At 63.4% G+C, this 23160-nt stretch carries 18 protein-coding genes; 9 read left to right on the top strand and 9 right to left on the bottom strand.

The genetic code is table 11. The annotated features are described in order from the left end of the window. Positions 1-187: 187 nt before the first annotated feature. Both RID42_12390 and RID42_12395 read right to left on the bottom strand, forming a co-directional pair. Positions 188-1408: a cyclic nucleotide-binding domain-containing protein gene (locus RID42_12390; GenBank protein ID MEQ8248468.1), complete on the bottom strand. Its 1221-nt coding sequence runs from the start codon at positions 1406-1408 to the stop codon at positions 188-190. 149 nt (positions 1409-1557) lie between these two features. Next, positions 1558-5262 carry a vitamin B12-dependent ribonucleotide reductase gene (locus RID42_12395; protein ID MEQ8248469.1) on the bottom strand — a complete coding sequence of 1235 codons (3705 nt, stop codon included), beginning with the start codon at positions 5260-5262 and terminating at the stop codon, positions 1558-1560. Between the two features lie 371 nt (positions 5263-5633). Between RID42_12395 and RID42_12400 the strand changes: the two genes are divergently transcribed. From RID42_12400 to RID42_12415, 4 genes are read left to right on the top strand one after another with little or no spacing between them, the layout of a single operon-like run. Continuing rightward, positions 5634-6050 (top strand): NADH:ubiquinone oxidoreductase subunit NDUFA12, encoded by a 417-nt coding sequence (locus RID42_12400; GenBank protein MEQ8248470.1) that lies wholly within the window; start codon positions 5634-5636, stop codon positions 6048-6050. Positions 6051-6066: 16 nt separating this feature from the next. Next, on the top strand, positions 6067-6537 hold the full coding sequence (gene mlaD, locus RID42_12405; protein MEQ8248471.1) for an outer membrane lipid asymmetry maintenance protein MlaD: 471 nt from the start codon (positions 6067-6069) through the stop codon (positions 6535-6537). Next, positions 6537-7313 (top strand): methyltransferase domain-containing protein, encoded by a 777-nt coding sequence (locus RID42_12410; protein MEQ8248472.1) that lies wholly within the window; start codon positions 6537-6539, stop codon positions 7311-7313. Before mlaD ends, RID42_12410 begins: the two co-directional genes overlap by 1 nt. Beyond that, on the top strand, positions 7313-7702 hold the full coding sequence (locus tag RID42_12415; GenBank protein MEQ8248473.1) for a DUF2155 domain-containing protein: 390 nt from the start codon (positions 7313-7315) through the stop codon (positions 7700-7702). Before RID42_12410 ends, RID42_12415 begins: the two co-directional genes overlap by 1 nt. Here the strand turns inward: RID42_12415 and aat are convergent. Genes aat through aroQ form a run of 4 tightly spaced genes read right to left on the bottom strand, consistent with a single transcriptional unit; the run spans position 7639 to position 10551 of the window. Further along, entirely contained in the window at positions 7639-8289 is a 651-nt protein-coding gene (gene aat / locus RID42_12420; protein MEQ8248474.1) for a leucyl/phenylalanyl-tRNA--protein transferase, read from the bottom strand. The two genes, RID42_12415 and aat, sit on opposite strands and share 64 nt — an antisense overlap. After that, positions 8286-9632: an acetyl-CoA carboxylase biotin carboxylase subunit gene (accC, locus tag RID42_12425; protein ID MEQ8248475.1), complete on the bottom strand. Its 1347-nt coding sequence runs from the start codon at positions 9630-9632 to the stop codon at positions 8286-8288. The genes aat and accC overlap by 4 nt, the downstream gene beginning before the upstream one ends. Continuing rightward, positions 9633-10091: an acetyl-CoA carboxylase biotin carboxyl carrier protein gene (gene accB / locus RID42_12430; protein MEQ8248476.1), complete on the bottom strand. Its 459-nt coding sequence runs from the start codon at positions 10089-10091 to the stop codon at positions 9633-9635. It lies immediately after the preceding gene. A gap of 10 nt (positions 10092-10101) precedes the next feature. Beyond that, the gene (gene aroQ / locus RID42_12435; GenBank protein MEQ8248477.1) at positions 10102-10551 is read right to left on the bottom strand and encodes a type II 3-dehydroquinate dehydratase; all 450 of its coding nucleotides are present in this window, start codon (positions 10549-10551) and stop codon (positions 10102-10104) included. A 172-nt stretch (positions 10552-10723) separates the two neighbouring features. Between aroQ and thiS the strand changes: the two genes are divergently transcribed. Next, a complete protein-coding gene (thiS, locus tag RID42_12440) occupies positions 10724-11713 on the top strand; it encodes a sulfur carrier protein ThiS (protein MEQ8248478.1) in 990 nt (329 codons plus the stop codon). Between the two features lie 10 nt (positions 11714-11723). Here thiS and RID42_12445 read toward each other — a convergent pair whose 3' ends face one another. Together RID42_12445 and RID42_12450 are read right to left on the bottom strand one after the other, a co-directional pair. Then, on the bottom strand, positions 11724-12515 hold the full coding sequence (locus RID42_12445) for a DsbA family protein (protein ID MEQ8248479.1): 792 nt from the start codon (positions 12513-12515) through the stop codon (positions 11724-11726). Positions 12516-12523: 8 nt separating this feature from the next. Further along, complete coding sequence (locus RID42_12450; GenBank protein MEQ8248480.1) at positions 12524-13858, bottom strand: M48 family metalloprotease; 1335 nt, start codon at positions 13856-13858, stop codon at positions 12524-12526. 73 nt (positions 13859-13931) lie between these two features. On the opposite strand from RID42_12450, the gene RID42_12455 reads away from it, so the two are divergent. Together RID42_12455 and RID42_12460 are read left to right on the top strand one after the other, a co-directional pair. Further along, positions 13932-15473, top strand: a complete 1542-nt coding sequence (locus RID42_12455) for a gamma-glutamyltransferase (protein MEQ8248481.1) — start codon at positions 13932-13934, stop codon at positions 15471-15473. A gap of 52 nt (positions 15474-15525) precedes the next feature. After that, a complete protein-coding gene (locus RID42_12460; protein ID MEQ8248482.1) occupies positions 15526-16623 on the top strand; it encodes an aminotransferase class I/II-fold pyridoxal phosphate-dependent enzyme in 1098 nt (365 codons plus the stop codon). Here RID42_12460 and RID42_12465 read toward each other — a convergent pair. Next, entirely contained in the window at positions 16616-19090 is a 2475-nt protein-coding gene (locus RID42_12465) for an Rne/Rng family ribonuclease (GenBank protein ID MEQ8248483.1), read from the bottom strand. The two genes, RID42_12460 and RID42_12465, sit on opposite strands and share 8 nt — an antisense overlap. A gap of 383 nt (positions 19091-19473) precedes the next feature. On the opposite strand from RID42_12465, the gene RID42_12470 reads away from it, so the two are divergent. Further along, entirely contained in the window at positions 19474-20670 is a 1197-nt protein-coding gene (locus RID42_12470; GenBank protein ID MEQ8248484.1) for an N-acetylmuramoyl-L-alanine amidase, read from the top strand. A 78-nt stretch (positions 20671-20748) separates the two neighbouring features. Continuing rightward, the gene (locus RID42_12475; protein MEQ8248485.1) at positions 20749-23157 is read left to right on the top strand and encodes a penicillin-binding protein 1A; all 2409 of its coding nucleotides are present in this window, start codon (positions 20749-20751) and stop codon (positions 23155-23157) included. The last annotated feature ends 3 nt before the right edge of the window (positions 23158-23160 follow it).

Raw genomic sequence — 23160 nt, forward strand, 5'->3', positions numbered from 1 at the left:
AAGAAGACAAACGTCGAAGTCGGGATTGGTTGCGCGCGGGGTAGGGCGCGCGATGCACGGTGCGGCGAACGCATCGCCGCTTTACGGGCCGGCATCGCGCCCGTTCGAACAATACCTGAGGCTTAATGCCCGGATTTCAAGCGATTTCTGGAACCGTTCGGGCCGGTTTGGTCAACCGACCGGTGGGCTAGGCTGCGGTGGGCTTCGCGGCGACCTTTGGCTTTGGCGCAGGCGTTGCCGCCTTTGGGGCCGCGGCGGGGGCCGCGACCGATCCGGCGGCCTGGGTACTGGCGGCCAAGCGTTCGGCGAGAATCATCGACAGATTGAACAGCACCCGAACCATGATGTCGGGCATCGCCCGCATGGTCTTGCGCAAAAAATCCTCGGTCAAAACCAAGGCCTCGACATCGGTTTCGGCAACGACGTCGGCAGTACGCGGCGCGGCCGTAATCAGCGCGGTTTCGCCGAAAATGGCGCCGCTCCCGAGTGTGGCAAGGGTAAGCCCGTTCGCTTTGACCGCGACCTCGCCTTGCAAGATCACGAACATTTCGCGACTACGCTGCCCGGTGGACACGATCGTGTCGCCCTTTTTGGCGCGGATCAGGTTTCCCTCGCGCACCAGTTTTTTCGCTTCGGCGTGCTTCAGACCCCGCAGCAAGGCAATACCCTCCAGCGGCGTCTGGTGCATTTTCTCGCTGAGGAACTCCCAGAACCGCTCCTCGTCCATGCCCCGGTCGGTGCCTTGCTTGATGGCATCGGGGAATTTGCGGTCGAACCACGCCGCGGTTGTGCCGTTGTTCTCGTATTCGCCGGCGATCTTGTAAAACGGGGACCCGGTCTCGCGCAGGTGCGTGACGTCCTCCATCAACAGCACCAGTGGCACCTGGTACTCGCGGTCGTCGCTTTCGAAGTTTTCGCCGTAACGGCGATAACCCATCTGTTCGTAGAGCGGCACCAGCGCCGGCGCACAACTGGCGAAATCGAAACGGCTGCCGAGGTGGCGCTGGGTCTTATAGGCGGCGCCCAAGAGAACCTTGATGACCTGACTCTGACGCCATTTCTTCGCCACGGTAAAGCGCGTCGTCAGACTGTAGCTGCCGACCTCGAACTCGCCGAAGTCGGCCATCTGATAGTTTTCGCGCACCTTGTCCGGGAATTTGGTGATGCGTCCCGAGTTGATCCGAATCGAGGCGATCACCTGGGTGTCGGCGGTCAAATAGAGATGGATCGCATTGGCATCGAGCGGGTCCGACACCGTCTTGGTGTCGTGAAACGCAAAGACCGAATCGCCGCCCATTTCCTGAACCAGGGTGCGGTAGCGGAACAGATAGATCCGGTGCCGGTCCTCCTCGGACTTCGCCTGAAGAACCGATAGTTTCGGCGTGTTCTGGGGTTTTTCCAATGCCATCCCGCACCTTCCAGGCTTGAGCCTAAGGGGCCGCGAGGGGGGTGTAAATCGGCTTCTCGGGGTGCGCCCGAACGGTTCTGGTAAAGAAAACGGGGTGTGCCGCGTGGCACACCCCGTTTCTGTCCAAGTACTTTCCGGATGCAACCGGCTTAGGAACACCCGCTCGTTGAGCCACAGGTGTTGCATTTCATGCAGGTGCCGTTGCGCACCAAGGTGAAGTTGCCGCATTCGCCGCAGGCGTCGCCCTCGTAGCCCTTCATGCGGGCCTCGCGAATGCGATCCAAGGTCGGGTCGGTGGTTATTTCCGCGATGGTCGTCGATGTGGCCATGACGAACTGCGCCGACGGCGCACTCACCTCGACCCCGCCACCGCCGAACGCGACCGACGAAGCGCCCTCGGCGCTCCGGCCCAGGAAGGCGGTCGTCGGCGGGCCGTCGGCGGCGCCGCCGTTCACCACGTAGAGGTTGGTCCGCATATAGCCGTTGCTGGCAACCCCCATGACGGCCGCGAGCGGCGTCTCGTCGGCCTCTTCGCCCTCGGCCAGTGTCGAGTCCCCGCTGGTGCCGCGCAGGACGTCGTGGCGCAGATCGTTGGGTTCGACATGGGCCAGGTCGGTACGGCCGAGGTAGGAAATCGCCAGTTCCCGGAACAGGTAATCGAGCACCGAGGTCGCCATTTTGATCGCCTCGTTGCCTTCGACCATGCCCGATGGCTCGAACCGGGTGAAGGTGAAGGATTCGACGAACTCATCCAACGGTACGCCGTATTGCAGGCCGAGCGAAATCGCGATGGCAAAACCGTCCATCAAGCTGCGGAAGGCCGAACCTTCCTTGTGCATGTCGATGAAGATTTCGCCGAGGTTGCCGTCCTCGAATTCGCCGGTACGCAAATACACTTTGTGCCCGCCGACAATCGCCTTCTGGGTATAGCCCTTGCGGCGCTGGGGCAGGCGGCGGCGTTCGCCGCGTTGCCCTTTTTCCGCAATCATCCGGTCGATCGTCTCGCGGGCCATTTTTTCGGCCAACGCCGCAACCTGAGCCTGGCTCGGTTGCTCGTCGTAGGCCTCGGCCTCATCCTCGATCGCCATCGCCGAAAGCGGCTGGGACAGCTTCGAGCCGTCGCGGTACAGCGCGTTGGCCTTGAGCGCGAGCCGCCAGGACAGGTTGTAGGCCTCCTTGCAATCCTCGACGGTCGCTTGGCGCGGCATGTTGATCGTCTTCGAGATCGCGCCCGAGATGAAGGGCTGGGCCGCTGCCATCATGTGGATGTGGCTTTGCCACGACAGGAAGCGCTTGCCCTTGCGGCCGCACGGTGTCGCACAGTCGAAGACCGGCAGGTGCGCGTCTTTCAGCTTGGGCGCGCCCTCCAACGTCATCGCGCCGGAGCAGTAGGTATTTGCGGCATCGATCTCGGCGGCGGTGAAGCCAAGTTCCAACAGCATGTCGAAGGTGGGGTCGGTCAAGCGCGCGGGGTCGATGCCGAGGGCTTTGACGCAAAACTCTTCGCCAAAGGTCCATTTGTTGAACACGAACTTGATGTCGAACGCGTTGGTCAGCGCTTCTTCCAGCTTGGCCAATGCCTCCTTGGTGAAGCCTTTCTCGGCGAGGGTGGCATGGTTCACGCCCGGCGCGTTCTCAAGGGTGCCGTTGCCGGTGGCGTAGGTAATGATCGCCGCGATCTCGTCTTCGCTGTAGCCGAGGACCGCTAGCGCCTCAGGGACCGCGCGGTTGATGATCCGGAAGTAGCCGCCGCCGGCGAGTTTCTTGAATTTGACGATGGCGAAATCGGGCTCGATCCCGGTCGTGTCGCAATCCATCAAGAGGCCGATCGTCCCGGTCGGGGCGATCACCGTGGCCTGCGCGTTGCGATAGCCGTGTTTCTCGCCAAGTTTCAGGGCAAGGTCCCAGGCCTTTGCGGCGGCTTGCGCGATGCCGTCTTCGGGAATGTTGGCGATATCCAAGGCGACCGGAAGCGTGGCGAGGTTTTCGTATCCCTCGGCTTCCCCGACCGCCGCACGGCGATGATTGCGGATCACCCGCAGCATATGTGCGGCGTTGTCGTCGTAGCGCGGAAAGGCGCCCATCTCGCCCGCCATTTCGGCCGAGGTCGCGTAGGAGACGCCGGTCATGAGCGCGGTGATCGCGCCGCACAGCGCGCGGCCTTCGTCCGAATCGTAGGACAGGCCGCTGGCCATCAACAGACCGCCGATGTTGGCGTAGCCCAAACCCAAGGTCCGGTACTCATAGGAAAGCTGCGCGATTTCCTTGGAGGGGAACTGCGCCATCAGGACCGAGACTTCGAGCACCATCGTCCACAGACGAACGGCGTGTTCGAACCCTTCGATATTGAACGCGCGGTCTTCGCCGCGGAACGTCAGCAAGTTCAGCGACGCCAAGTTGCACGCGGTGTCGTCCAAGAACATGTACTCCGAGCACGGGTTCGAGGCCCGGATCTCGCCGCCCGCGGGGCAGGTGTGCCAGTCGTTGATGGTCGAATGGTATTGCAGGCCGGGGTCGGCGCTTTGCCACGCCGCCATTGCGATTTGGTCCCACAGCTCACGGGCCTTGACGGTTTCCGACAGCTTGCCGTCGGTCCGCCGGATCAGGTCCCAGTCGCCGTCCTTTTCTACCGCCTCGAGGAACGCATCGGTCACCCGCACCGTGTTGTTGGCGTTCTGACCGGACACCGTCAGGTAGGCCTCGCCGTCCCAGTCGGTGGTGTAGGTCGGGAAGTCGATCCCGGTGTAGCCTTGCTTAGCAAACTCGATGACCCGTTGGATGAAGTTCTCGGGGATCATCGACTTACGGGCTTCGATGATGGCCTTCTTAAGGGCGGGGTTGTCGTTGGGGGTAAAACGCGCGTCGCCGGTGACGGCGTGGCACGCCTTGATCACCGCGTTGAGGTGTTTCGACGTTAATTTAGAGCCTGAGACAAGCGCTGCAACCTTTTGTTCTTCAAGGGCTTTCCAGTTTACGAACGCCTCGATATCGGGGTGGTCGGCATCGACCACAACCATCTTCGCCGCGCGCCGCGTGGTGCCCCCTGACTTGATCGCGCCGGCCGCCCGATCGCCGATTTTGAGGAAGCTCATCAGGCCCGACGATTTGCCGCCGCCCGACAGCGATTCGCCCGAACCGCGCAGGTGCGAGAAGTTGCTGCCGGTGCCCGACCCGTACTTGAACAGGCGCGCTTCGCGCGTCCACAGGTCCATGATCCCACCTTCGTTGACCAGGTCGTCCTTGATGCCCTGGATAAAGCAGGCGTGGGGCTGGGGATGTTCGTAGGCGGATTCTGAGCGGGTCAGGTTGCCGGTGCGGTAGTCGACATAGAAATGGCCCTGGGCCGGGCCGTCGATCCCGTAGGCCCAGTGCAGGCCGGTGTTGAACCATTGCGGCGAATTGGGTGCGCCCATCTGCTGGGCCAGCATGAATCGCATTTCGTCGAAGAAGGCGCGGGCATCGTCCTCGCCGTCGAAATAGCCGCCCTTCCAACCCCAATAGGTCCACGTGCCGGCGAGCCGGTCGAAGACCTGCTTGGCGGTCCGCTCGTTGCTGAATCGTTCTTCCTCGGGGAGCGCGGCGAGGGCCTCGTCGTCTGGGACGCTGCGCCACAGCCACGACGGGACCGTGTTTTCTTCGACTTTTTTGAGCCGAGCGGGGATTCCGGCCTTACGGAAGTACTTCTGCGCAATGATATCGCTGGCGACCTGGGACCAATCGGCGGGGACTTCCACGTCCTTCATCTGAAACACGATGGAGCCGTCCGGATTGCGGATTTCGCTGATCGTGCTGCGGAAAGCCATTCCGTCGTAGGGCGATCCTCCATTCGCGGTGAAGAAACGTTGAACGCGCATACCCTGTTCCCCTCATTGCGGCCCGGCAATTCGACCGGAAGCCTTTGAATTCGCTCTTGAAATTCGCTTCGGCGGGGGGGCGCGACTACCCAGACTTTGTGCCTCCCCAAGCAGGGGACACAAGATATGGTTGAGCCGCAGAGGGGTCAACAATATTTTGTGTCCGTCACATGCTTTGACACCATAGATCGTGTCGGTGTGGATAACTTTCTTCCAAGGCGAGTATTCCTAGAACAAATCAATACCTTGAGGTTCCGCCCGTACCGGGCAGGGCTGTGGACGGTTTGTGCATAACCTTCGCTAGACGGCCCGCGCCTTGAGGTGCAATAGTCCGCCAGATTTCGCTCGGCTGACCGCCTTGGAGGCCCTCTTTGCGCCTGACTTCATTGATTTCGTTCGTCTTCGACTGGTGGCACCGGGCCCCATGGGGCACCTGGATATTTACCTTCCGGCGTGGCGAATACGTCGCGACCGACGCCATGGGGAATCGCTACTACCAGGAAAAGGGGCGGCCCGAGGTTGGACGCTACCACTGGGAACGCCGCCGCCGCTGGGTGATCTACGCCGATGTCGCCGAGGGATCGATGGTCCCGCCGGAATGGAACGCCTGGCTCCAGCATAACGCCGCCGAAGCGCCCACAAATGCTCCGGCAGACTACGCCTGGGAGAAGCCCCACGTGCCCAACCTCACCGGGACGTCGGGGGCGTACCGGCCTGCCGGCCATGTCCTTGGGTCCGGAGCGCGCCGCAGCGCCTCCGGGGACTACGAACCCTGGCAACCGAACTGAACGAGGCGAGTCGCGCATGAAAGGCAACCTGTTCGAAGCCCTGATCGGCGCCGTCGTTCTCGCGGTCGCCGGATTTTTTCTGGTCTTCGCGTTTTCGACATCGGATGTCGGCGCGGTCGCCGGCTACGAAGTGACGGCGACCTTCGACCGGGTCGACGGCGTCAACGCGGGCGCCGACGTGCGCATGAGCGGAATTAAAATTGGGACGGTGACAAAACTCGAGTTGGAGAAAGACACTTTCCTCGCCAAGGCGACGCTCAGTATCGACAGCGAGGTCAAGCTGCCAACCGACTCGTCGGCGGAAATCACGACCGAAGGTCTGCTGGGCGGCAAATACATGGCCATTGTCCCCGGTGGGGCCGATGAAACGCTCGCAAACGGCGGGCGTATCCAGTTCACCCAGTCGTCGATCAGCCTGGAAGGCTTGATTGGGCGCTTCGGGTTCGGTCTCGGCAGTAGCGAGTCGGACAGCGAAAGCACCCAATAGTGTCGGGTTCGTCCTCGCACCGCGATCCGGCGCAAGCCTGGGATCCGAATGCCTATGCAACCAACGCGCGCTTCGTCGCCGACCTTGGCGTGGCGGTCCTCGATCTGCTGGCACCCCAGCCGGGCGAGCGGATCCTCGATGTCGGTTGCGGCGATGGTCCGCTCACGCAAAAAATCGCGACGGCCGGTGCCCAGGTTGTCGGTATCGATGCGAGCGAGGACCTGGTGCGAGCGGCACGGGCGCTTGGGCTGCAGGCCGAGGTTGCCAACGCCCACGCCCTGACCTTCGACCAGGAATTCGATGCCGTGTTTTCGAATGCGGCCCTCCACTGGATGCGCGATCCCGATGCCGTGATCGACGGAGTCCGCCGCGCACTTAAACCCGGTGGGCGTTTCGTCGCCGAGTTCGGCGGACATGGAAATGTCGCCACGTTGATTGCCGCGATCGACGAAGAACTAACGGCGCGGGGTCATTCCGGACTGAAGGGCAATCCTTGGTATTTCCCAACGCCCGAGGAATACGCCGCGCGCCTGCGCGACAACGGGTTCACCGTCGAGGAAATCGGCCTGATCGACCGGCCGACGCGCCTGCCCGGCGACATTGGCGGTTGGCTCGACACATTTGCCGATGCGTTCCTGCGGGTTCTGCCGGCGTCTGAACGCCGAGCCGCGCGCGACGGTGTCGTGACGCGGCTTAGGTCCCGGATTCGCGATGCCGACGGCGTGTGGTGGGCCGACTACGTCCGGCTGAGGTTCCGGGCCGTCTTGGCCTCTTGATGTGGCGCGTGGTTGCCGCCGCCTTGGGGGCCGCGCTCGCGGTCACCCCGGCGCTGGCGCAGGACCGGGCCATTGCAGTTCTCCGTGCCCTCGACAAGGTAACCGCGCGGGTCTCGACGATCGAGGCGCCGGTGGGCCGCGAGGTGCGCTTCGGGACGTTGCGCATTCTGGTGCGGAGTTGTGCAAAACGGCCCCCCGAAGAGCCGCCCGAAACTAGCGTTTTCCTAGAAATCCTCGATCTGCGCCCGCGTGGCGCGCCGCAGCGGGTCTTCACCGGCTGGATGTTTGCCTCCAGTCCCGCGCTCTCGGCCATGGAACACCCGACCTACGATGTCTGGCCGATCGACTGCAGGGCTGCCGCACCGCCGCCCGCCTCGGGCAGCGAGTAGAAGTCCGCCTCTACGCGCATCGCCGCCGCGAGTTGGGCGTGGTAGGTCTCCCGCGGGATTTCAATCGCCCCGAACGACGCCAAGTGATCCGTGACGAATTGCGTGTCGAGAAGGGTGAAACCGCCGGCGATAAGCCGGGCGACGAGGTGGGTCAGCGCGACTTTGCTCGCATCGGTCGCGCGGCTGAACATGCTTTCGCCGAAGAACGCGCCGCCGAGCGAGACCCCATAGAGCCCGCCTACTAACGCCCCATCGGCGCTCCAGGCCTCGACGCTGTGGGCGTGGCCGATCTGCGCCAGTCCCGAATACAGCACGATGATCTCATCGTTGATCCAGGTCGTTTCTCGCCCCCGGGCCGGCGCGGCACAGGACTCGACGACTTTCACGAATGCGCGGTCGACCGTGACCCGAAATGCATCTTGGCGCACTTTCCGGGCAAGCCGGCGGGACAAATGAAACGATTGAAGCGGTAGGACACCCCGGGTGTCGGGGTCGACCCAGAAAAGCGTCGGGTCGTTGCGGTCCTCCGCCATCGGGAAGACGCCGCTGGCATAGGCTCGCAGAAGGATCTCAGGGGTAAGTTTCATCCACGGGTGGAGTCGATGTATTTCTCAAGCCAATGGATGTTGTAGTTGCCGTCGATGACGTCTTTGTTGTCGATCAGGTCGAGATGCAACGGGATCGTGGTTTCGACCCCGTCGACGACGAACTCCATGAGCGAACGGCGCAGCCGCATCAGACATTCGTTGCGATTGGCGCCGTGGACGATGAGCTTGGCGACGAGACTGTCGTAATAGGGCGGAATTGAGTAGCCGCCGTAAAGACCCGAGTCGACCCGAACCCCATAGCCGCCCGGCGCGTGAAAGCTCGTGACCTTGCCCGGGTTGGGCGCAAACGTCCTGGGGTTCTCTGCGTTGATCCGGCACTCGATTGCATGGCCGTTGATGCGCACGTCGTCTTGGCTGAAGCTCAACGGGGCGCCGGAGGCGATCCGCAACTGCTCGCGCACCAAATCCACGCCGGTGACCATTTCGGTCACCGGATGCTCGACCTGCAGCCGCGTGTTCATTTCGATGAAAAAGAACTCACCGTTCTCGTAGAGGAACTCGATCGTGCCGACGCCGCGATAGCCGAGCTTGCGGATGGCGTCGGCGACCCGCGTCCCGATTTCGGCGCGGGCTTTGGCGTTCAGCGCGGGCGAGGGGGCCTCTTCCAGAATCTTCTGGTGGCGACGTTGCATCGAACAATCGCGTTCGCCCAGGTGAACCGCATTGCCGTGGGAGTCGCCAACCACCTGAATCTCGATATGACGCGGCGTTTCGAGATACTTTTCCATATATAGCGTGTCGTCGCCGAATGCGGCCTTGGATTCGGCGCGCGCGGTCGACAACACTTCCGACATTTGGTCGGCGCTGCGCGCAACCTTCATGCCGCGACCGCCGCCGCCAGACGCGGCTTTGACGATCACCGGATAACCGATCTCCTCGGCGACCTGCAGCGCCTCGGCGTCGCTGGCAATCGCTCCCTCGGACCCGGGCACGACCGGAATGCCAAGGTTCTTGGCGGTGACCTTGGCGGTCACTTTGTCGCCCATCAACCGAATGTGCTCCGCCGTCGGCCCAATGAAGGTGATCCCGTGTTCCTCGACGATCGAGGCGAAGTTCGCGTTCTCCGACAGAAAGCCGTAACCGGGATGAATGCCGTCAGCTTCGGTGATTTCGGCGGCGGAAATGATCGCCGGAATATTGAGGTAGCTGTCGGTCGCGCTCGGCGGGCCGATGCAAACGGTTTCATCGGCAAGGCGCACATGCATCGCGTTTTCGTCGGCGGTCGAATGCACCGCGACGGTCTTGATGCCCATCTCGCGGCAAGCCCGCAAAATGCGCAGCGCGATCTCACCGCGATTGGCGATCAGTACCTTTTCGAGCATTTATTCGACGATCATCAGCGGTTCGCCGAATTCGACGGGCGTCGCGTCTTCGATCAGGATTGCCGTGACCTTGCCGCTGCGCGGCGCGGCAATCGGGTTCATGGTCTTCATCGCCTCGACGATCAACAAGGTCTGACCCTGCGAGACCGTATCGCCCACTTTGACAAAGGCCGGGGCGCTGGGTTCGGGCGAGAGATAGGCGGTGCCGACCATCGGCGAGTTCACCGCGCCAGGGTGGCTTGCCGGCACCGCCGTCGGTGCCGGGTCGCTCGGCGCACTCGGCGCCGCACCTGGCATCGGAGCCGGCGCCGTCACATAGTGCGTGCCGCCGCCGCCGCCGCCACGCGAGACGCGGACGCGCTGGTCGTCCTGCTCCCATTCGATCTCGGTAAGGTTCGTTTCATCCAGTAATCCGGCCAATTCACGAATGACATCTGGATCGATCGAAAGTTTTGCCATGCGGTGCTGCCTATGCTTTTGCGATGAGCGTCGTGAGGGCGTCGACGGCTAGCTCGTAGCCGTGCGGCCCGAGCCCGGTAATCATACCGGTTGCGGCCTGACTGACGTAGGAATGGTGGCGAAATTCCTCGCGCCGGAAAATATTGGACAGGTGGACCTCGACGATCGGCACGTCGACCATCCGCAGGGCGTCAAGCAAAGCCACCGAGGTGTGGGTGTAAGCGCCTGCATTGACGATCAGCCCCGCGGCACGTCCGCGCGCGCCCTGCACCCAGTCGACGAGCTGCGCCTCGCTGTTGCTCTGATGGAATTCCACCGCGAACCGGGCCGCATCGGCACGCCGTCGCACCGCGGCCTCGATATCGGCGAGCGATACTGTGCCGTAGATATCGGTTTCCCGGGTTCCCAGCAGGTTCAGGTTCGGCCCGTTGAGGACCAGGATGAGCGGCGTTTCAGGCATGACCGGTTCGTCGTGCGTAAGAGTGATCAGCCTTATAGCATGGCCAACCACAGAGACAATTGGACGGATCGAAGGCATATGGTGTCGGCTGCCCTGTTGAAGCGGCTTCCGCGCGGCCCCATACTTGAACAGGTTTGCCCATACTTGAATTGGTTTGATGGACGAGACCCCCATGGAATTAACGATCAACGGCGAATCGCGGCGCTTCGACGGCCCGCTCTCCGTGGCGCAATTGCTCCACGACCTGGACCTCGATGCCCGCAAGATCGCGCTCGAGCGCAACCTGGAAATCGTTCCGCGCAGCGCCTTCGACGCGACCACCCTGGGCGAGGGAGACCGGATCGAGATCGTCCACTTCATCGGCGGCGGCGACGTTGCCAAGGACCAGGCGGACGACGATACCTGGTCCGTTGCCGGCCGCACGATGCGCTCGCGCCTCATCATCGGCACCGGCAAGTACAAGGACTATGAGGAAAACCGCCGCGCCGCCGAAGCGGCCGAAGCTGAGATGATCACGGTCGCGGTGCGCCGCGTGAACTTGACTGACCGTTCCCAGCCGATGCTGGTCGATTCGCTCGACCCCAAGAAATACATCTTCCTGCCCAACACCGCCGGGTGCTTCACCGGCGAAGATGCGGTACGCACATTGCGCTTGGCGCGCGAAGCGGGCGGATGGGATCTGGTCAAGCTCGAAGTGCTCGGCGACCAAAAAACCCTCTACCCCGATATGCCCGAGACTGTGCGGGCGGCTGAAATGCTCATCAAGGACGGCTTTCAAGTCATGGTCTATTGCAGCGACGATCCGATCCAGGCCAAACGGCTGGAGGAAATCGGGTGCTGCGCGATCATGCCGCTCGGCGCGCCGATCGGGTCGGGACTAGGCGTGCAGAACCCCGTCAACATTCGCATCATCGTCGAGAACGCCAAGGTGCCGGTCGTCGTCGATGCGGGAGTCGGGACCGCGTCCGAAGCGGCCGTGGCGATGGAATTGGGCTGCGACGCAGTGATGACCAACACCGCCATCGCCGAAGCAAAGAACCCGGTTCTGATGGCGGCGGCGATGAACCATGCGGTAAAGGCGGGGCGGCTCGCCTACCGTGCGGGACGGATGGCGCGCAAACGTTACGCCGATCCGTCCTCGCCGCTGGCGGGTTTGATTTAGCCGAGAGCCGTTAGCAGGTCGTGCAGCGTTCGCGCGCGGTGCCGATCAACTGCTTGAACTGATCCATCTGAATCAAGCCAGGCACGACGGTGTCGCCGATGACAAAACCCGGCGTCCCCTCGACGCCGATCGCTTGGGCGAGACGGATGTTGTTGCCAAGCAGCGTCGCGACCGCCTCGCTTTCAACCGTCTCCTGTAAGCGCAACCGGTCTACGCCCGCTTCGACCGCGGTTTGTAGCGCAAGGTCGGCGCTCAAACGCCCACGCGCCTGGAGCATCGCGGCGTGATAGGCCGCGTAGCTGTCCGGCGCCAATAGATGAACGGCGATGCCAACGCGGGCGGCGGCGACAGACGCCTCGCCAAGGACCGGGTATTCCTTGTAGACGATCCGCAGATTGGGATCGTCCTTGGTCAGTTGGGCCAACACGGGGTGGGCGTTGCGGCAATAGGGGCATGCATAGTCGAAAAATTCGACGATCGTGACGTCGCCGTCGGGATTGCCGCCGACCGGTGTCATCGGGTCGTACCGCAGCGCGTCGCGGTTGGCGGCGAGCGCGTGGAGTGCCCGCTCGCCGGCAGCGGCCTGTTCGCGCGATTGCAGAATTCGGATCGCCTCAAGGACGATCTCGGGATTGCGCAAGATGTAGTCGCGGACAATGGCCTCGGTGACGCGCCGCTGGGCCGGATCGACCGATTCGAGGATTTCGGTTTCGACCGCCGGGCGGCTTTGCTGGGTCTGGGCCGGCGCGGCCAAAACGAGGGCGACGACCGCGGTTGCGGCCCACAAGAAAAATCTATCCATGGTTCCTATCAGCGTCGGGGCTTGGTGGTAGTCAGGATGTCTTGAGCGCGCAATTGACCTGGCGAACCGGCCGGCAGCAAGCGTTCGGCGCGGCTGGCGTGGGCCCGCGCATCTTCGCTGCGCCCGGCGAGTACGGCTTGTTCGGCGCTGGCAAGGCTCGACAGACCGAATTCCTTGGCCCGGCCGTAGGCAATAGCCAACTGTCCCCACGCCGCCGGCATCTCCCGGTTGACGCGGACGGCTTCCTCAAGATGAACGATCGCTTTCTTGTCCAGCTCGGGGTCGTTCATTGCGACCAAAGCCTGGCCCAGCCCGAGGCGCAGAAGCGGCTCGTGCGGCGCTAGGCGGACTGCTTCTTCATTCGGGGGGATCGCCTTTTCCCGTCCGCCGTTTTCATAGAGAATCTGCCCCTTCAGTTCATGAAAAAACGGATCCTCCGGAAAATCGGCAATAAGGGAATCGATTTCCGCCAGCGCGCGCGCCTCATTGGTGGTGCGGTGAAAGGCAATCGCTCGGGCGTAGCGCGCGGCAACGCTGGTATCGCTCTCGGGGTAGGCCCGCAACGCCCGCTGCGGGTCGAGGAAACCTTGAACCTTGGCCCGCACGCGGTTGAACGCGGCGACCTGATCGGGCGGTACCGGCACGTTGGCGGCGGGCGACTGGGAAATCAGTCGTTCGAGGGCAAGGATTCGGTCGCGCGACAACGGATGGGTTCGCCCGTAGGACGATTGGCTGCTACGGAGCAACGCCTCCTGGTCGCCGAGTTTCTCCAGGACGTCGAGGAGCCCGCGGGCGGATTGCCCGGTGTCGTCCAAATAGCGCACCGCCGCCTGGTCGGCGGCGGATTCTTGAACCCGGGAATACTGAAGAATGGATTGTCCGGCGACCTGGGCGCCGCCTCCCAGAACCGCCGCGCCGGCCGCACCGCCGCCGCCCACCGCAACCGCAGCGACCCCAAGGACCGCGGCGACAATCGCAATGGCATTGGCGCCGCGCAGAGCGTCTTGGGTGCGGGCGAGATGCCCGCCGGCGATATGCCCGGTCTCGTGAGCGAGCACGCCGATGATTTGGCTCGGGTTGTCGGCCTCGACCAGTAGCCCCGTAAACAGGAAGATTCGCTGTCCCCCCGCCACAAAGGCATTCAACCGTCGATCATTGACAATATGGACCGACACAGAATCCGTGGTAAGACCAGCCGCGGCAAAGACCGGCTCGGCAAAGTTGCGGATCATGCGCTCGGTTTCGGCATCGCTGATCAAACTGAGGTTTTGGGCGTACGCCGGCCTGACGATAGAGGTGACAAGAACGGTGAGAACGAGAAACCGGCTCAAAAGGCGTGTCACGACGTGCTCCGCGGCGAAAACCTATTTTGAACGTAGGCAGGGGGCGCGCCTCCGTCAATTCGCGCTCGGCGCGATGTTTTTAGCGGCGGGCTGCGCCGGTTCGGCACCCCAACAGAAGATCCCCACGGTCAGCTTCATCGGCGGCGTAACCAGCGACGAGCCACGGGCGACGCTTGCGGGCCTTGCGGCGTTGGAGACCGGCGGGACCGCCGCGGATGCCGCTGTTGCCACTTTTTTTACCTTGGCGGTTACGTATCCGTTAGCCGCCGGGTTGGCCGGCGGTGGCGCCTGCGTCGCTTACGATTCGATTTCCGGAACATCGGAAAGCATCGACTTCGCGCCGACCGTACCGGCGCTTGGTGGCGCCGTCGCCGTGCCGGGTGCGGTGCGTGGAATGGCGGCGCTGCATGCCCGCTTCGGACGGTTGCGCTGGAGCCAACTCATTCTGAAGGCTGAGGAAAAAGCCCGCTTCGGCTTCCCGGCATCGCGCGCGCTTGTCTCCGCGGCGCAAGATTACGCAGGAACCACCGGGGCCGGCGAACTTGGACCGTTTATTGCCGGTGGCTTGGCGGTCGCCGAAGGTGCGACTGTGGTGCAGCCCGCGCTGGCGGAAACTCTAAGCGCCATTCGCGTGCGCGGCGGCGGCGACTTCTATTTCGGCGATGCGGCACGCACGTTTGTCACCCGGGCCCAAGAAGCCGGCGGTCGTCTCACGGTTGACGATCTCAAACAATATCTGCCGGCCTGGCAGCGCAGCGCCCGCACGGCGCTCGGCGATCTGAGTCTCTTCACGACAGCCGCCGGGCCGGGGGGCGGGCCGCTCAGCGCCGCGATGTGGTCGATGCTCACCGACCAGCAACGCTACGCCCAGACACCCGATCCGATGCGGACCCATCTTGTCGCCGAAACCGCAACCCGCGCGTTGGCGGAACGGGCAAGCAGCGAAGCCGAGACGACATCGTTCCGTGCCGCTGCGTTGATGACATCGTACGATGCGAACCAGCACACGCCGGTGGACGCGGCTGGGCAACCCGACCTGTCGCCCTGGATCGGAGCGGGCCGCGACGGAACGACGGGTTTTGTCGCCTTGGATTCGGCGGGGTCGGCGGTCGCCTGTGTCCTAACCATGAATGCGCCCTTCGGCGACGGCCGGCTCGACGAAAAACTTGGCCTCTTTTTTGCGCCGGCGGTACCTGTCGGTGCGGCGGGCTGGCTACGCAGCGGGGCCGACTTTATGGCGCCGGTTCTGATCGCCAATGCCGTGACCGGCGAATTTGTCCTCGGGTTGACCGCGACCGGCGGTCCGGCGGCGCCGGTTTCTGCGGCACGCATTGCGGCGCTGTCGATCCTCGACACGCGGCGCCTGCGCGAGTCTGTCGATGCCGCCCGCGCCTTTGCCCTTCCCAATCCAGACGTCACCGTCATCGAACACGGTTTGCCGACGGACGCTGTCGAAGCGCTGCGCAGCGCCGGGCACCGCGTTACCGAAGGTGGCGGCTTTGGGATCGTCAACGGCATCCTGTGCTTTGGCGGGGCGACCTTGGACGCCACGTCCTGCGAGTTCGTCGCCGACGGACGCGGCCACGGTCTGGCCGACGGCGGCACCCAGTTCTAGGCCGTACACCGTGAAGATTTCGTCACGGTCGGACGTTGCGCCGTTCTATGCGATGGAGGTTCTCAAGGCCGCCAACGTCAAAGCGGCGCGCGGCGATTCGGTGCTTCATCTCGAAGTTGGCGAACCCGGGCGCGGCGCGCCCTCAGGTGTCCTCGCGGCGGCGCACCGCGCGTTGGATGCGGGCGGGATCGGCTACACCGACGCATTCGGGTTACCGGACTTGCGCGCGCAGATCGCGCGCTATTACCGTCAAACCCACGATGTCGATGTTCCCATCGACCGCATCGCCGTCACCGGCGGATCGTCGGGCGGGTTCGTTCTATCGTTGCTCGCGGCCTTCGATGTCGGCGATCGGGTCGCGTTGGGCGTGCCGTGCTATCCGGCCTATCGCAATATGTTCAAGGCGTTGGGGATCGAGCCGGTCTACCTGCGCACCACGATGGAAACCCGTTTTCAACCGACGCCCGAGATGCTCGCCGCCGCCGGTCCGGTCGATGGACTGCTGATCGCCAGCCCCGCAAACCCGACCGGAACCATGTTGCTCGGGGCGCCGATGCAAGGGCTGATCGACTATTGCAACGACAACGGCGTGCGCCTGATTTCCGACGAAGTCTATCACGGGCTCACCTACGAACGGCCCGCCGAAACGGTCCTGGTGCGCTCGGTCGGCGGCATCGTTCTGAACGGTTTTTCGAAATACTACGGCATGACCGGCTGGCGGCTCGGCTGGATGGTGATGCCGGACGATTTGACGCCGCCGGTGGAGCGGCTCGCCCAAAACCTATTCATCAGCTCGAACGCGATTTCGCAACGGGCCGCTATGGCGGCGTTCGACTGTGGCGAGGAGTTGGCGGCAAATGTCGACGTCTATCGGCGCAATCGCGATGTGTTGCTGGACGCGTTACCGCGCGCCGGCATCGACGACATGGCGCCGGCCGACGGCGCCTTCTACATCTATGCCAATGTGAGTCGCCTGACTAACGACAGCTCGGATTTCTGTGCCCGCCTGTTAGCGGAAACCGGTGTGGCGATTACGCCCGGCATCGATTTCGACACCGAGCAGGGTCAGGCCTACATCCGAATCAGTTTCGCCGGTGAAAACGATACGATCCGCGATGCCGCGGACCGTATCGTTTCATGGCTTAGCTGAGCGCGCGGCTCCACCAACCCCTTTTCTTGGGCTTATCCGGGTCTTCAACCGGTTGCGGCGATCCCTCGTCGATCGAGTCGGGCACGGCCGTTTCAGCCCCTGCGGCGAGGGGCAGAGGATCTTGTACGGGTTCCGCGGGGGGCTCATCGGTCGGCGTGTCCGCCTTCGGCGGTGCCTGTTCGGCCTCGTTCGATTCGGTCGCGACAGGCGATTCGGTCGCAACGGCGTCGCCGACAGTTGACGGCGGCGCATCGGTGTCCGATTCGGCTGTCTCTACCGCACCCTCGCCGTTGTTTGCATCGGTGGCGGTGTCGGACCGTTCGCTCCGACGCCCACGACCCCGGCCGCCGCGTCGCCGGCGAGGGCGGGGGCGTTTTTCGCCGTCGCCGTTTTCGTCGCTGCCTTGGCTCTCTGAGTCGCCGCCGGATGCCTCCGCGCCCTCTTCGCCGCCTTCCGGGGCGGAACGCGATGCGTTCTCGCCGTCCTCCGCGTCGTCTTGCGGGATCAGGTTGCCGTCGGCGTCGCGCCGCCGCCGCCTGCCGCCGCGCCGGCCGCGCCGCCGGCGTTTGCGGGGTTGCCCATCTTCGTCGGTGTCGGTGTCGTTGCGCGTGCGGGTTTCGGTGGCGGCCTCGCGGTCGTCCTCGTCGTTTTCCTCGGCGGCGTCGTCGTCCTCCGCGTCCTCGGGTTCTTCCTCGACCGTGTCGGGCTGGGCGACCGGTTCGCGCCGTTCGCCGCCGCGTTCGACCCGGAAGTCGGGGGCGATCAACGTATCATCGGAGTTGACGAAGATGGTCAGCCCGTAGCGCCCCTCGATCGAAGTGACCGATGCGCGTTTTTGGTTGAGCAAGTAAAGCGCGGCCAGCGTGGGCACGAAAATCGACACCTCGGTCGAACGTCCGCGCAGCGCCTCGTCCTCAAGGGCGCGGAGCGCCCGCATCGCCGCGCTTTCGACCGAATAGACGATCCCGCTGCCGCCGCAGGTCGGGCAGGGGTCGCTACTGGACTCGAGCAAGCTCGGACGGAGCCGCTGACGCGACATCTCCAACAACCCAAAATGACTGATGCGGCCAACCTGGATGCGCGCGCGATCGGACTTGAGACAGTCTTTGATCTTGCGCTCGACCGCGCGGTTGTTGCGGTTCTCCTCCATGTCGATGAAGTCGATCACGATCAGGCCCGCAAGGTCGCGCAGGCGAAGCTGGCGTGCCACTTCCTGCGCGGCCTCGAGGTTAGTCTTGAGTGCCGTCTCTTCGATGTTTCGTTCCCGCGTCGAACGCCCGGAGTTGACGTCGATCGCGACGAGGGCTTCCGTCGAGTTGATGATGATATAGCCGCCCGACTTCAGCGTGACTCGCGTACTCATCATGGAGTCGAGTTGGGCGTCGACTTCGAACTTGCGGAAGAGCGGGACGGTGTCCTTGTACGGTTGGACCCGTTTGGCATGGCTGGGCATCAGCATGCGCATGAACTTCTTGGCCGACTTGTAGGCCTCGTCGCCCTCGACAAGGACTTCGTCGACGTCCTTCGTATAGAGGTCGCGGATAGCCCGCTTGATCAGGTTTGCCTCTTCGTGGACCAGCGCCGGGGCAATCGATTGCAACGTCGTGTCGCGGATCTCGCCCCACAGCCGCGACAAATAATCGTAGTCGCGTTTGATCTCGAGCTTGTTGCGTTGGGCGCCGGCGGTACGGACGATCAGCGCCATTTCCTTCGGGATGCTGATGTCGCCGACGATCCCCTTCAATCGTTTGCGATCGGGGGCACTGGTGATCTTGCGGCTGATCCCGCCGCCGCGGGCGGTGTTGGGCATCAACACGCAGTAGCGGCCGGCCAGCGATATATAGGTGGTGAGCGCCGCGCCCTTGTTGCCGCGCTCTTCCTTGACGACCTGGACCAATAGGATCTGGCGCCGTTTGATGACTTCCTGGATTTTGTAGGCGCGCTGGAGTTGCCGTTGGCGCTGGGCGGGCCGTTCGTCCTCGAACTCGTCTCCGCCGATGGCCTCGGGTTTGGGGGCCTCCGGGGCGTCTTCCGACTCCTCGCCGTCCGTGTCGCTCGCTGAAGCGTTGTCCGCATCGGTGTCGCCGGTCGCGGCAGGCTCGCCTATTTCTTCAACGCGATCCTCGGCCTCGGCAGCAGCCTCCGCCTCGGCTTCCTCTTCCGCCTCGGCTACAGCCTGTTCCTTGGCTTCCGCGGCCAAAAGCGCTTGGCGGTCGGCAACCGGAATTTGATAGTAGTCGGGATGAATCTCGTTAAAGGAGAGAAACCCGTGGCGGTTTCCGCCGTATTCGATAAACGCCGCCTGAAGCGACGGTTCGACGCGGGTGACCTTGGCGAGATAGATGTTGCCCTTTAGTTGGGCGCGGTTCGTGGCCTCAAAATCAAATTCGTCGAGTTGTTTTCCTTTGACGACCACGACCCGGGTTTCCTCCGGGTGGATCGCTTCGATCAGCATTTTCGTTGCCATTAGGTGTTGTATTCCTTGCGGGCGCTGACGTGCCGAATGCAAGATTCCGCCGCCGCGAGCCCCGGTTGAGCGCCGGCGCCACGCCACCTGCCGCTGCAAGATGCAGCGTGCCCGTGTGATGCATGGTCAAGTGAGCCGGCATGGGTTGAACTTTTCAGATGGTCACGTTGGCGCGGCAACCCCAGTGTCTTTCCGTGCGCGTATCGTTTGAAGTGCGCTGACCGGGCTGCCGCGAGCGTTAGCCGTTGCGAAATAAACACACTTTAGTTACCGGAACAAACCTATTTTTGGGTTAAGACGTAAAATCGCCGACAAGGACGCTTATTTGAATATCGCGGGGTGCCGGGGTTATATCTAGTATGAAGGTTACGCATGAGCGCTAAATGTACGACAAACTGCGGCATTTGATCGTCTGTTTGGCTGTCTTGGCAGCCCTAGGAGCAGCGGGTGCCCAGGCGGCCTCGGCGGTGGTTGGCGTGCGCGCCGGCGAACAATCCGAAGCGACCCGATTCGTCATGGATCTCTCCGAATCGGTCGAGTTTGAAGTCTTTCTGCTCGATAACCCCTACCGCGTTGTGGTCGATTTCCCGGTCCTAGAGTGGCAGGTGCCGGATACGCCAGGCCTCAAACGGGGCCTGATCGACGGGTTCAGGTTTGGCCTCTTCGACCGCGCAACCTCACGCCTCGTCCTCGACGTCAACCGGCCGGTCGAGGTGCGGCGTTCCTTTCTATTGCCGCCCAATGGCGCATCGCCGTTTCGTTTTGTCATCGACCTCGCCGAGGTGCCCGCCGACCGCTTCGAGCGCGTGGCGGCAGTTCCGGCGCAGCCCGCCGGACCGATTCGACTGGTCAAACCCGAGCCGCAATCGGCGCCCGCCCCTGTGCCGACTAAGACCGGTCCGCGGATCGTCGTCCTTGACCCCGGTCACGGCGGTATCGACCCCGGGGCGATTGGCCGCCGCGGTGCCCAGGAAAAGGCCCTCACGCTGGCAATCGCCAAGGAAACCCGAAGGGCGTTGGAGGCGTCGGGCCGCTACAAAGTTTACATGACCCGGGAAGACGACATCTTTGTGCGACTGCGCGACCGCGTTGCCTTCGCACGCCAGCGCGACGCCGACCTGTTCATTTCGCTCCATGCAGATTCCCTGGGCGACCGTTCGGTGCGGGGTGCGTCGGTCTACACACTCTCCGAGAAAGCCTCCGACGCAGAAGCCGAGGATTTGGCCCACCGCGAAAACAAGGCCGACTTGATCGCCGGCGTCGATCTTCAAAACGAACCCGGCGAAATAGCCACTATCCTGATCGACCTGGCCCGGCGCGAGACCATGAATTTGTCGGCGACCTTCGCGACCCTGGTCCTGCCGGAGTTCGAGCGCGCCGGGAAAACTTTGCGCCGGGGTCACCGTTTCGCCGGGTTTGCCGTTCTCAAAGCGCCCGACGTCCCGTCGGTGCTGATCGAGCTGGGCTATTTGTCCAACCCGGCGGACGAACGCCAATTGGGCGACCGCGATTTCCAGAAAAAGCTCGGAATCTCGATCCAAAAGGCCGTCGATACCTACTTCGCGGGACTCTCACGATGATTCGAACCGGCATGGCCGAATTCCGCCTCAATTGAGCGTATACTTCGAATCGTCGGGGAAGGAGCCCGTGGGCCCTACATGTTGAAGTTTCTAGGATTTGTTTTTGGCGCGGTCTTCCTGCTCGGTGTTGCAGGGGCGGGCGGGGGGCTGTTTGTCCTCTACCACTATGGCCGCGATCTCCCGGATTTCGACCAGCTCGCCACCTACCAACCGCCGGTGATGACGCGGGTCCACACCGCCGACGGCAGTCTGCTGACCGAATACGCGATCGAAAAACGTGTGTTCGTTCCGGTTGCCGCCATGCCGCGTCAGTTGATCGAAGCGTTCCTGGCAGCCGAGGACGATACCTTTTTCGAACATCCCGGCGTCGATGCGCGCAGCGTTATCGGTGCCGCCATCACCAATTTGATGAACTATGGCGGCGACCGCCGCCCGGTCGGCGCGTCGACAATCACCCAGCAGGTCGCCAAGAACTTCCTGCTCACCAACGAAGTGTCGATCGACCGCAAGGTCAAGGAAGCCATCCTGGCGTTTCGCATCGAGCGCGCGCTGTCCAAGGAACGCATCCTCGAACTCTACCTCAACGAGATTTATCTGGGCCAAGGCTCCTATGGTGTGGCTGCAGCGGCGCTGAACTATTTCGACCGGTCGCTCGACAATCTCAATTTGCAGGAAATGGCCTATCTCGCCGCGCTCCCCAAAGCGCCCAACAACTATCACCCGACCCGCCGCGCGGCAGCCGCCAAAGACCGGCGGGACTGGGTCCTGGGCCGGATGGCGGCGGTCGGGTTCATCGCCGAGTCCGAAGCTACACTGGCGTCGCAAACGCCATTGGTCGTCACCCAGGGCCGTGGCGACGAATTCGTCGATGCCGCCTATTTCACCGAAGAGGTTCGCCGCCAGCTCTACGATTCCTACGGCGAGAAGGGTCTTTACGAGGGCGGGTTGTCGGTACGCACGACCCTCGAACCGCGCCTCCAAGCGATTGCCCGGTCCAGCCTGCGCCGCGGGCTCGAGGCCTACGACCGGCGCCACGGCTGGCGCGGTCCAGTCGCGCGGATTTCCACCGAAGGCTGGGAGCGGGCGCTTGAAACCGTCGATATCCCAAAGGGCATCCGGCAATGGCAGCTTGCGGCAGTCCTCGCGGTTGAAGATGTCGGCGCTCAAATTGGCTTGCGTGGCGGCGGGCGCGGCTTTGTCCCGTTCGACGAACTCAAGTGGGCGCGCCCGCACCGCGACGATCAAAGTGTCGGTGCGGCGGTAAAACGCACGACGGACGTGCTGGCCGTGGGCGACGTCGTGTTGGTCGACCGCTTGGAGACCGATAGCGGACCGGTCTACGGCTTGCGCCAGGTTCCGGACCTCCAGGGTGCGCTCGTGGCGATGGACCCCCATACCGGGCGGGTTCTGGCGATGGTCGGTGGCTACGATTACAGCCAAAGCCAGTTCAACCGGGCCACCCAAGCGATGCGCCAGCCTGGTTCGGCATTCAAACCCTTCGTCTATGCCGCGGCGCTAGAGAATGGCTTTACCCCGGTGAGCCGGGTTCTCGACGCGCCCTTCGTGATCGACCAGGGCGCGGGTCTCGGCCGCTGGAAGCCCGCCAACTACACCAATCGTTTCTATGGGCCCTCGACCCTGCGCCTGGGCATTGAGAAGTCCCGGAATTTGATGACCGTCCGTTTGGCCCAGTTTATCGGCATGGACGTCGTGTCCGACTACGCGGAACGCTTCGGCATCGTCGACGACTTGCCGCAGTTTCTATCGATGTCCCTGGGGGCGGGCGAAACGACATTGATGCGCTTGACCACGGCCTACGCGATGCTGGTCAACGGTGGTAAGAGAATATCGCCGACGCTGATCGACCGAGTCCAAGACAGGCGCGGCCGCACGATCCTCAAACACGATGGCCGTGCCTGCGACGCGTGTGTCGTGCAGCGCTGGGATAATCAAGCCGAACCGGTGCTCAGCGACGACCGGCCGAGCGTGATTCGCCCCGAGACCGCCTATCAAATGGTTTCGATGCTGGAAGGCGTGGTCGAACGCGGGACCGGCGTTGCCATTCGCCGCCTCGGGATGCACCTCGCCGGGAAAACCGGCACGACCAACGACAACATCGATGCGTGGTTCCTCGGGTTTTCGCCCGACTTGGTCGTCGGTGTCTTCACCGGTTTCGACGAGCCCCAGTCGCTCGGGGCGACGGAGCAGGGGGCGAGCGTCGCGGTGCCGATCTTCCGCGATTTCATGGAACAAGCGCTGGCCGGACAGACCGATATCCCGTTCCGGATTCCAAGCGGCGTGCGCCTCGTGCGGATCGATGCCGCGTCGGGCGCACTTGCCAACGAGCGCAGCGAGGAGGTCATTCTGGAGGCCTTCCGCCCAGGCAGCGAACCGACGGCCGCCGAATCGGCGGTGCTCGATACCCAATTCGGGACCGTCGTGCCGAACCGTGCGTCGACCGGTTCCGGCGTCGGCGGTCTTTACTGATCG

The sequence above is a fragment of the Alphaproteobacteria bacterium genome, assembly GCA_040216735.1.
In the GTDB taxonomy this organism is placed as follows: Bacteria; Pseudomonadota; Alphaproteobacteria; order SHVP01; family SHVP01; genus CALJDF01.

What these genes read in the sequence shown, in the direction of transcription:
- RID42_12390 (MEQ8248468.1), bottom strand. Translation starts at nt 1,408, where the DNA reads ATGGCATTGGAAAAACCCCAGAACACGCCGAAACTATCGGTTCTTCAG.
- RID42_12395 (MEQ8248469.1), bottom strand. Translation starts at nt 5,262, where the DNA reads ATGCGCGTTCAACGTTTCTTCACCGCGAATGGAGGATCGCCCTACGAC.
- mlaD (MEQ8248471.1), top strand. Translation starts at nt 6,067, where the DNA reads ATGAAAGGCAACCTGTTCGAAGCCCTGATCGGCGCCGTCGTTCTCGCG.
- RID42_12415 (MEQ8248473.1), top strand. Translation starts at nt 7,313, where the DNA reads ATGTGGCGCGTGGTTGCCGCCGCCTTGGGGGCCGCGCTCGCGGTCACC.
- aat (MEQ8248474.1), bottom strand. Translation starts at nt 8,289, where the DNA reads ATGAAACTTACCCCTGAGATCCTTCTGCGAGCCTATGCCAGCGGCGTC.
- accC (MEQ8248475.1), bottom strand. Translation starts at nt 9,632, where the DNA reads ATGCTCGAAAAGGTACTGATCGCCAATCGCGGTGAGATCGCGCTGCGC.
- accB (MEQ8248476.1), bottom strand. Translation starts at nt 10,091, where the DNA reads ATGGCAAAACTTTCGATCGATCCAGATGTCATTCGTGAATTGGCCGGA.
- aroQ (MEQ8248477.1), bottom strand. Translation starts at nt 10,551, where the DNA reads ATGCCTGAAACGCCGCTCATCCTGGTCCTCAACGGGCCGAACCTGAAC.
- thiS (MEQ8248478.1), top strand. Translation starts at nt 10,724, where the DNA reads ATGGAATTAACGATCAACGGCGAATCGCGGCGCTTCGACGGCCCGCTC.
- RID42_12445 (MEQ8248479.1), bottom strand. Translation starts at nt 12,515, where the DNA reads ATGGATAGATTTTTCTTGTGGGCCGCAACCGCGGTCGTCGCCCTCGTT.
- RID42_12455 (MEQ8248481.1), top strand. Translation starts at nt 13,932, where the DNA reads ATGTTTTTAGCGGCGGGCTGCGCCGGTTCGGCACCCCAACAGAAGATC.
- RID42_12460 (MEQ8248482.1), top strand. Translation starts at nt 15,526, where the DNA reads ATGGAGGTTCTCAAGGCCGCCAACGTCAAAGCGGCGCGCGGCGATTCG.
- RID42_12465 (MEQ8248483.1), bottom strand. Translation starts at nt 19,090, where the DNA reads ATGGCAACGAAAATGCTGATCGAAGCGATCCACCCGGAGGAAACCCGG.
- RID42_12470 (MEQ8248484.1), top strand. Translation starts at nt 19,474, where the DNA reads ATGTACGACAAACTGCGGCATTTGATCGTCTGTTTGGCTGTCTTGGCA.
- RID42_12475 (MEQ8248485.1), top strand. Translation starts at nt 20,749, where the DNA reads ATGTTGAAGTTTCTAGGATTTGTTTTTGGCGCGGTCTTCCTGCTCGGT.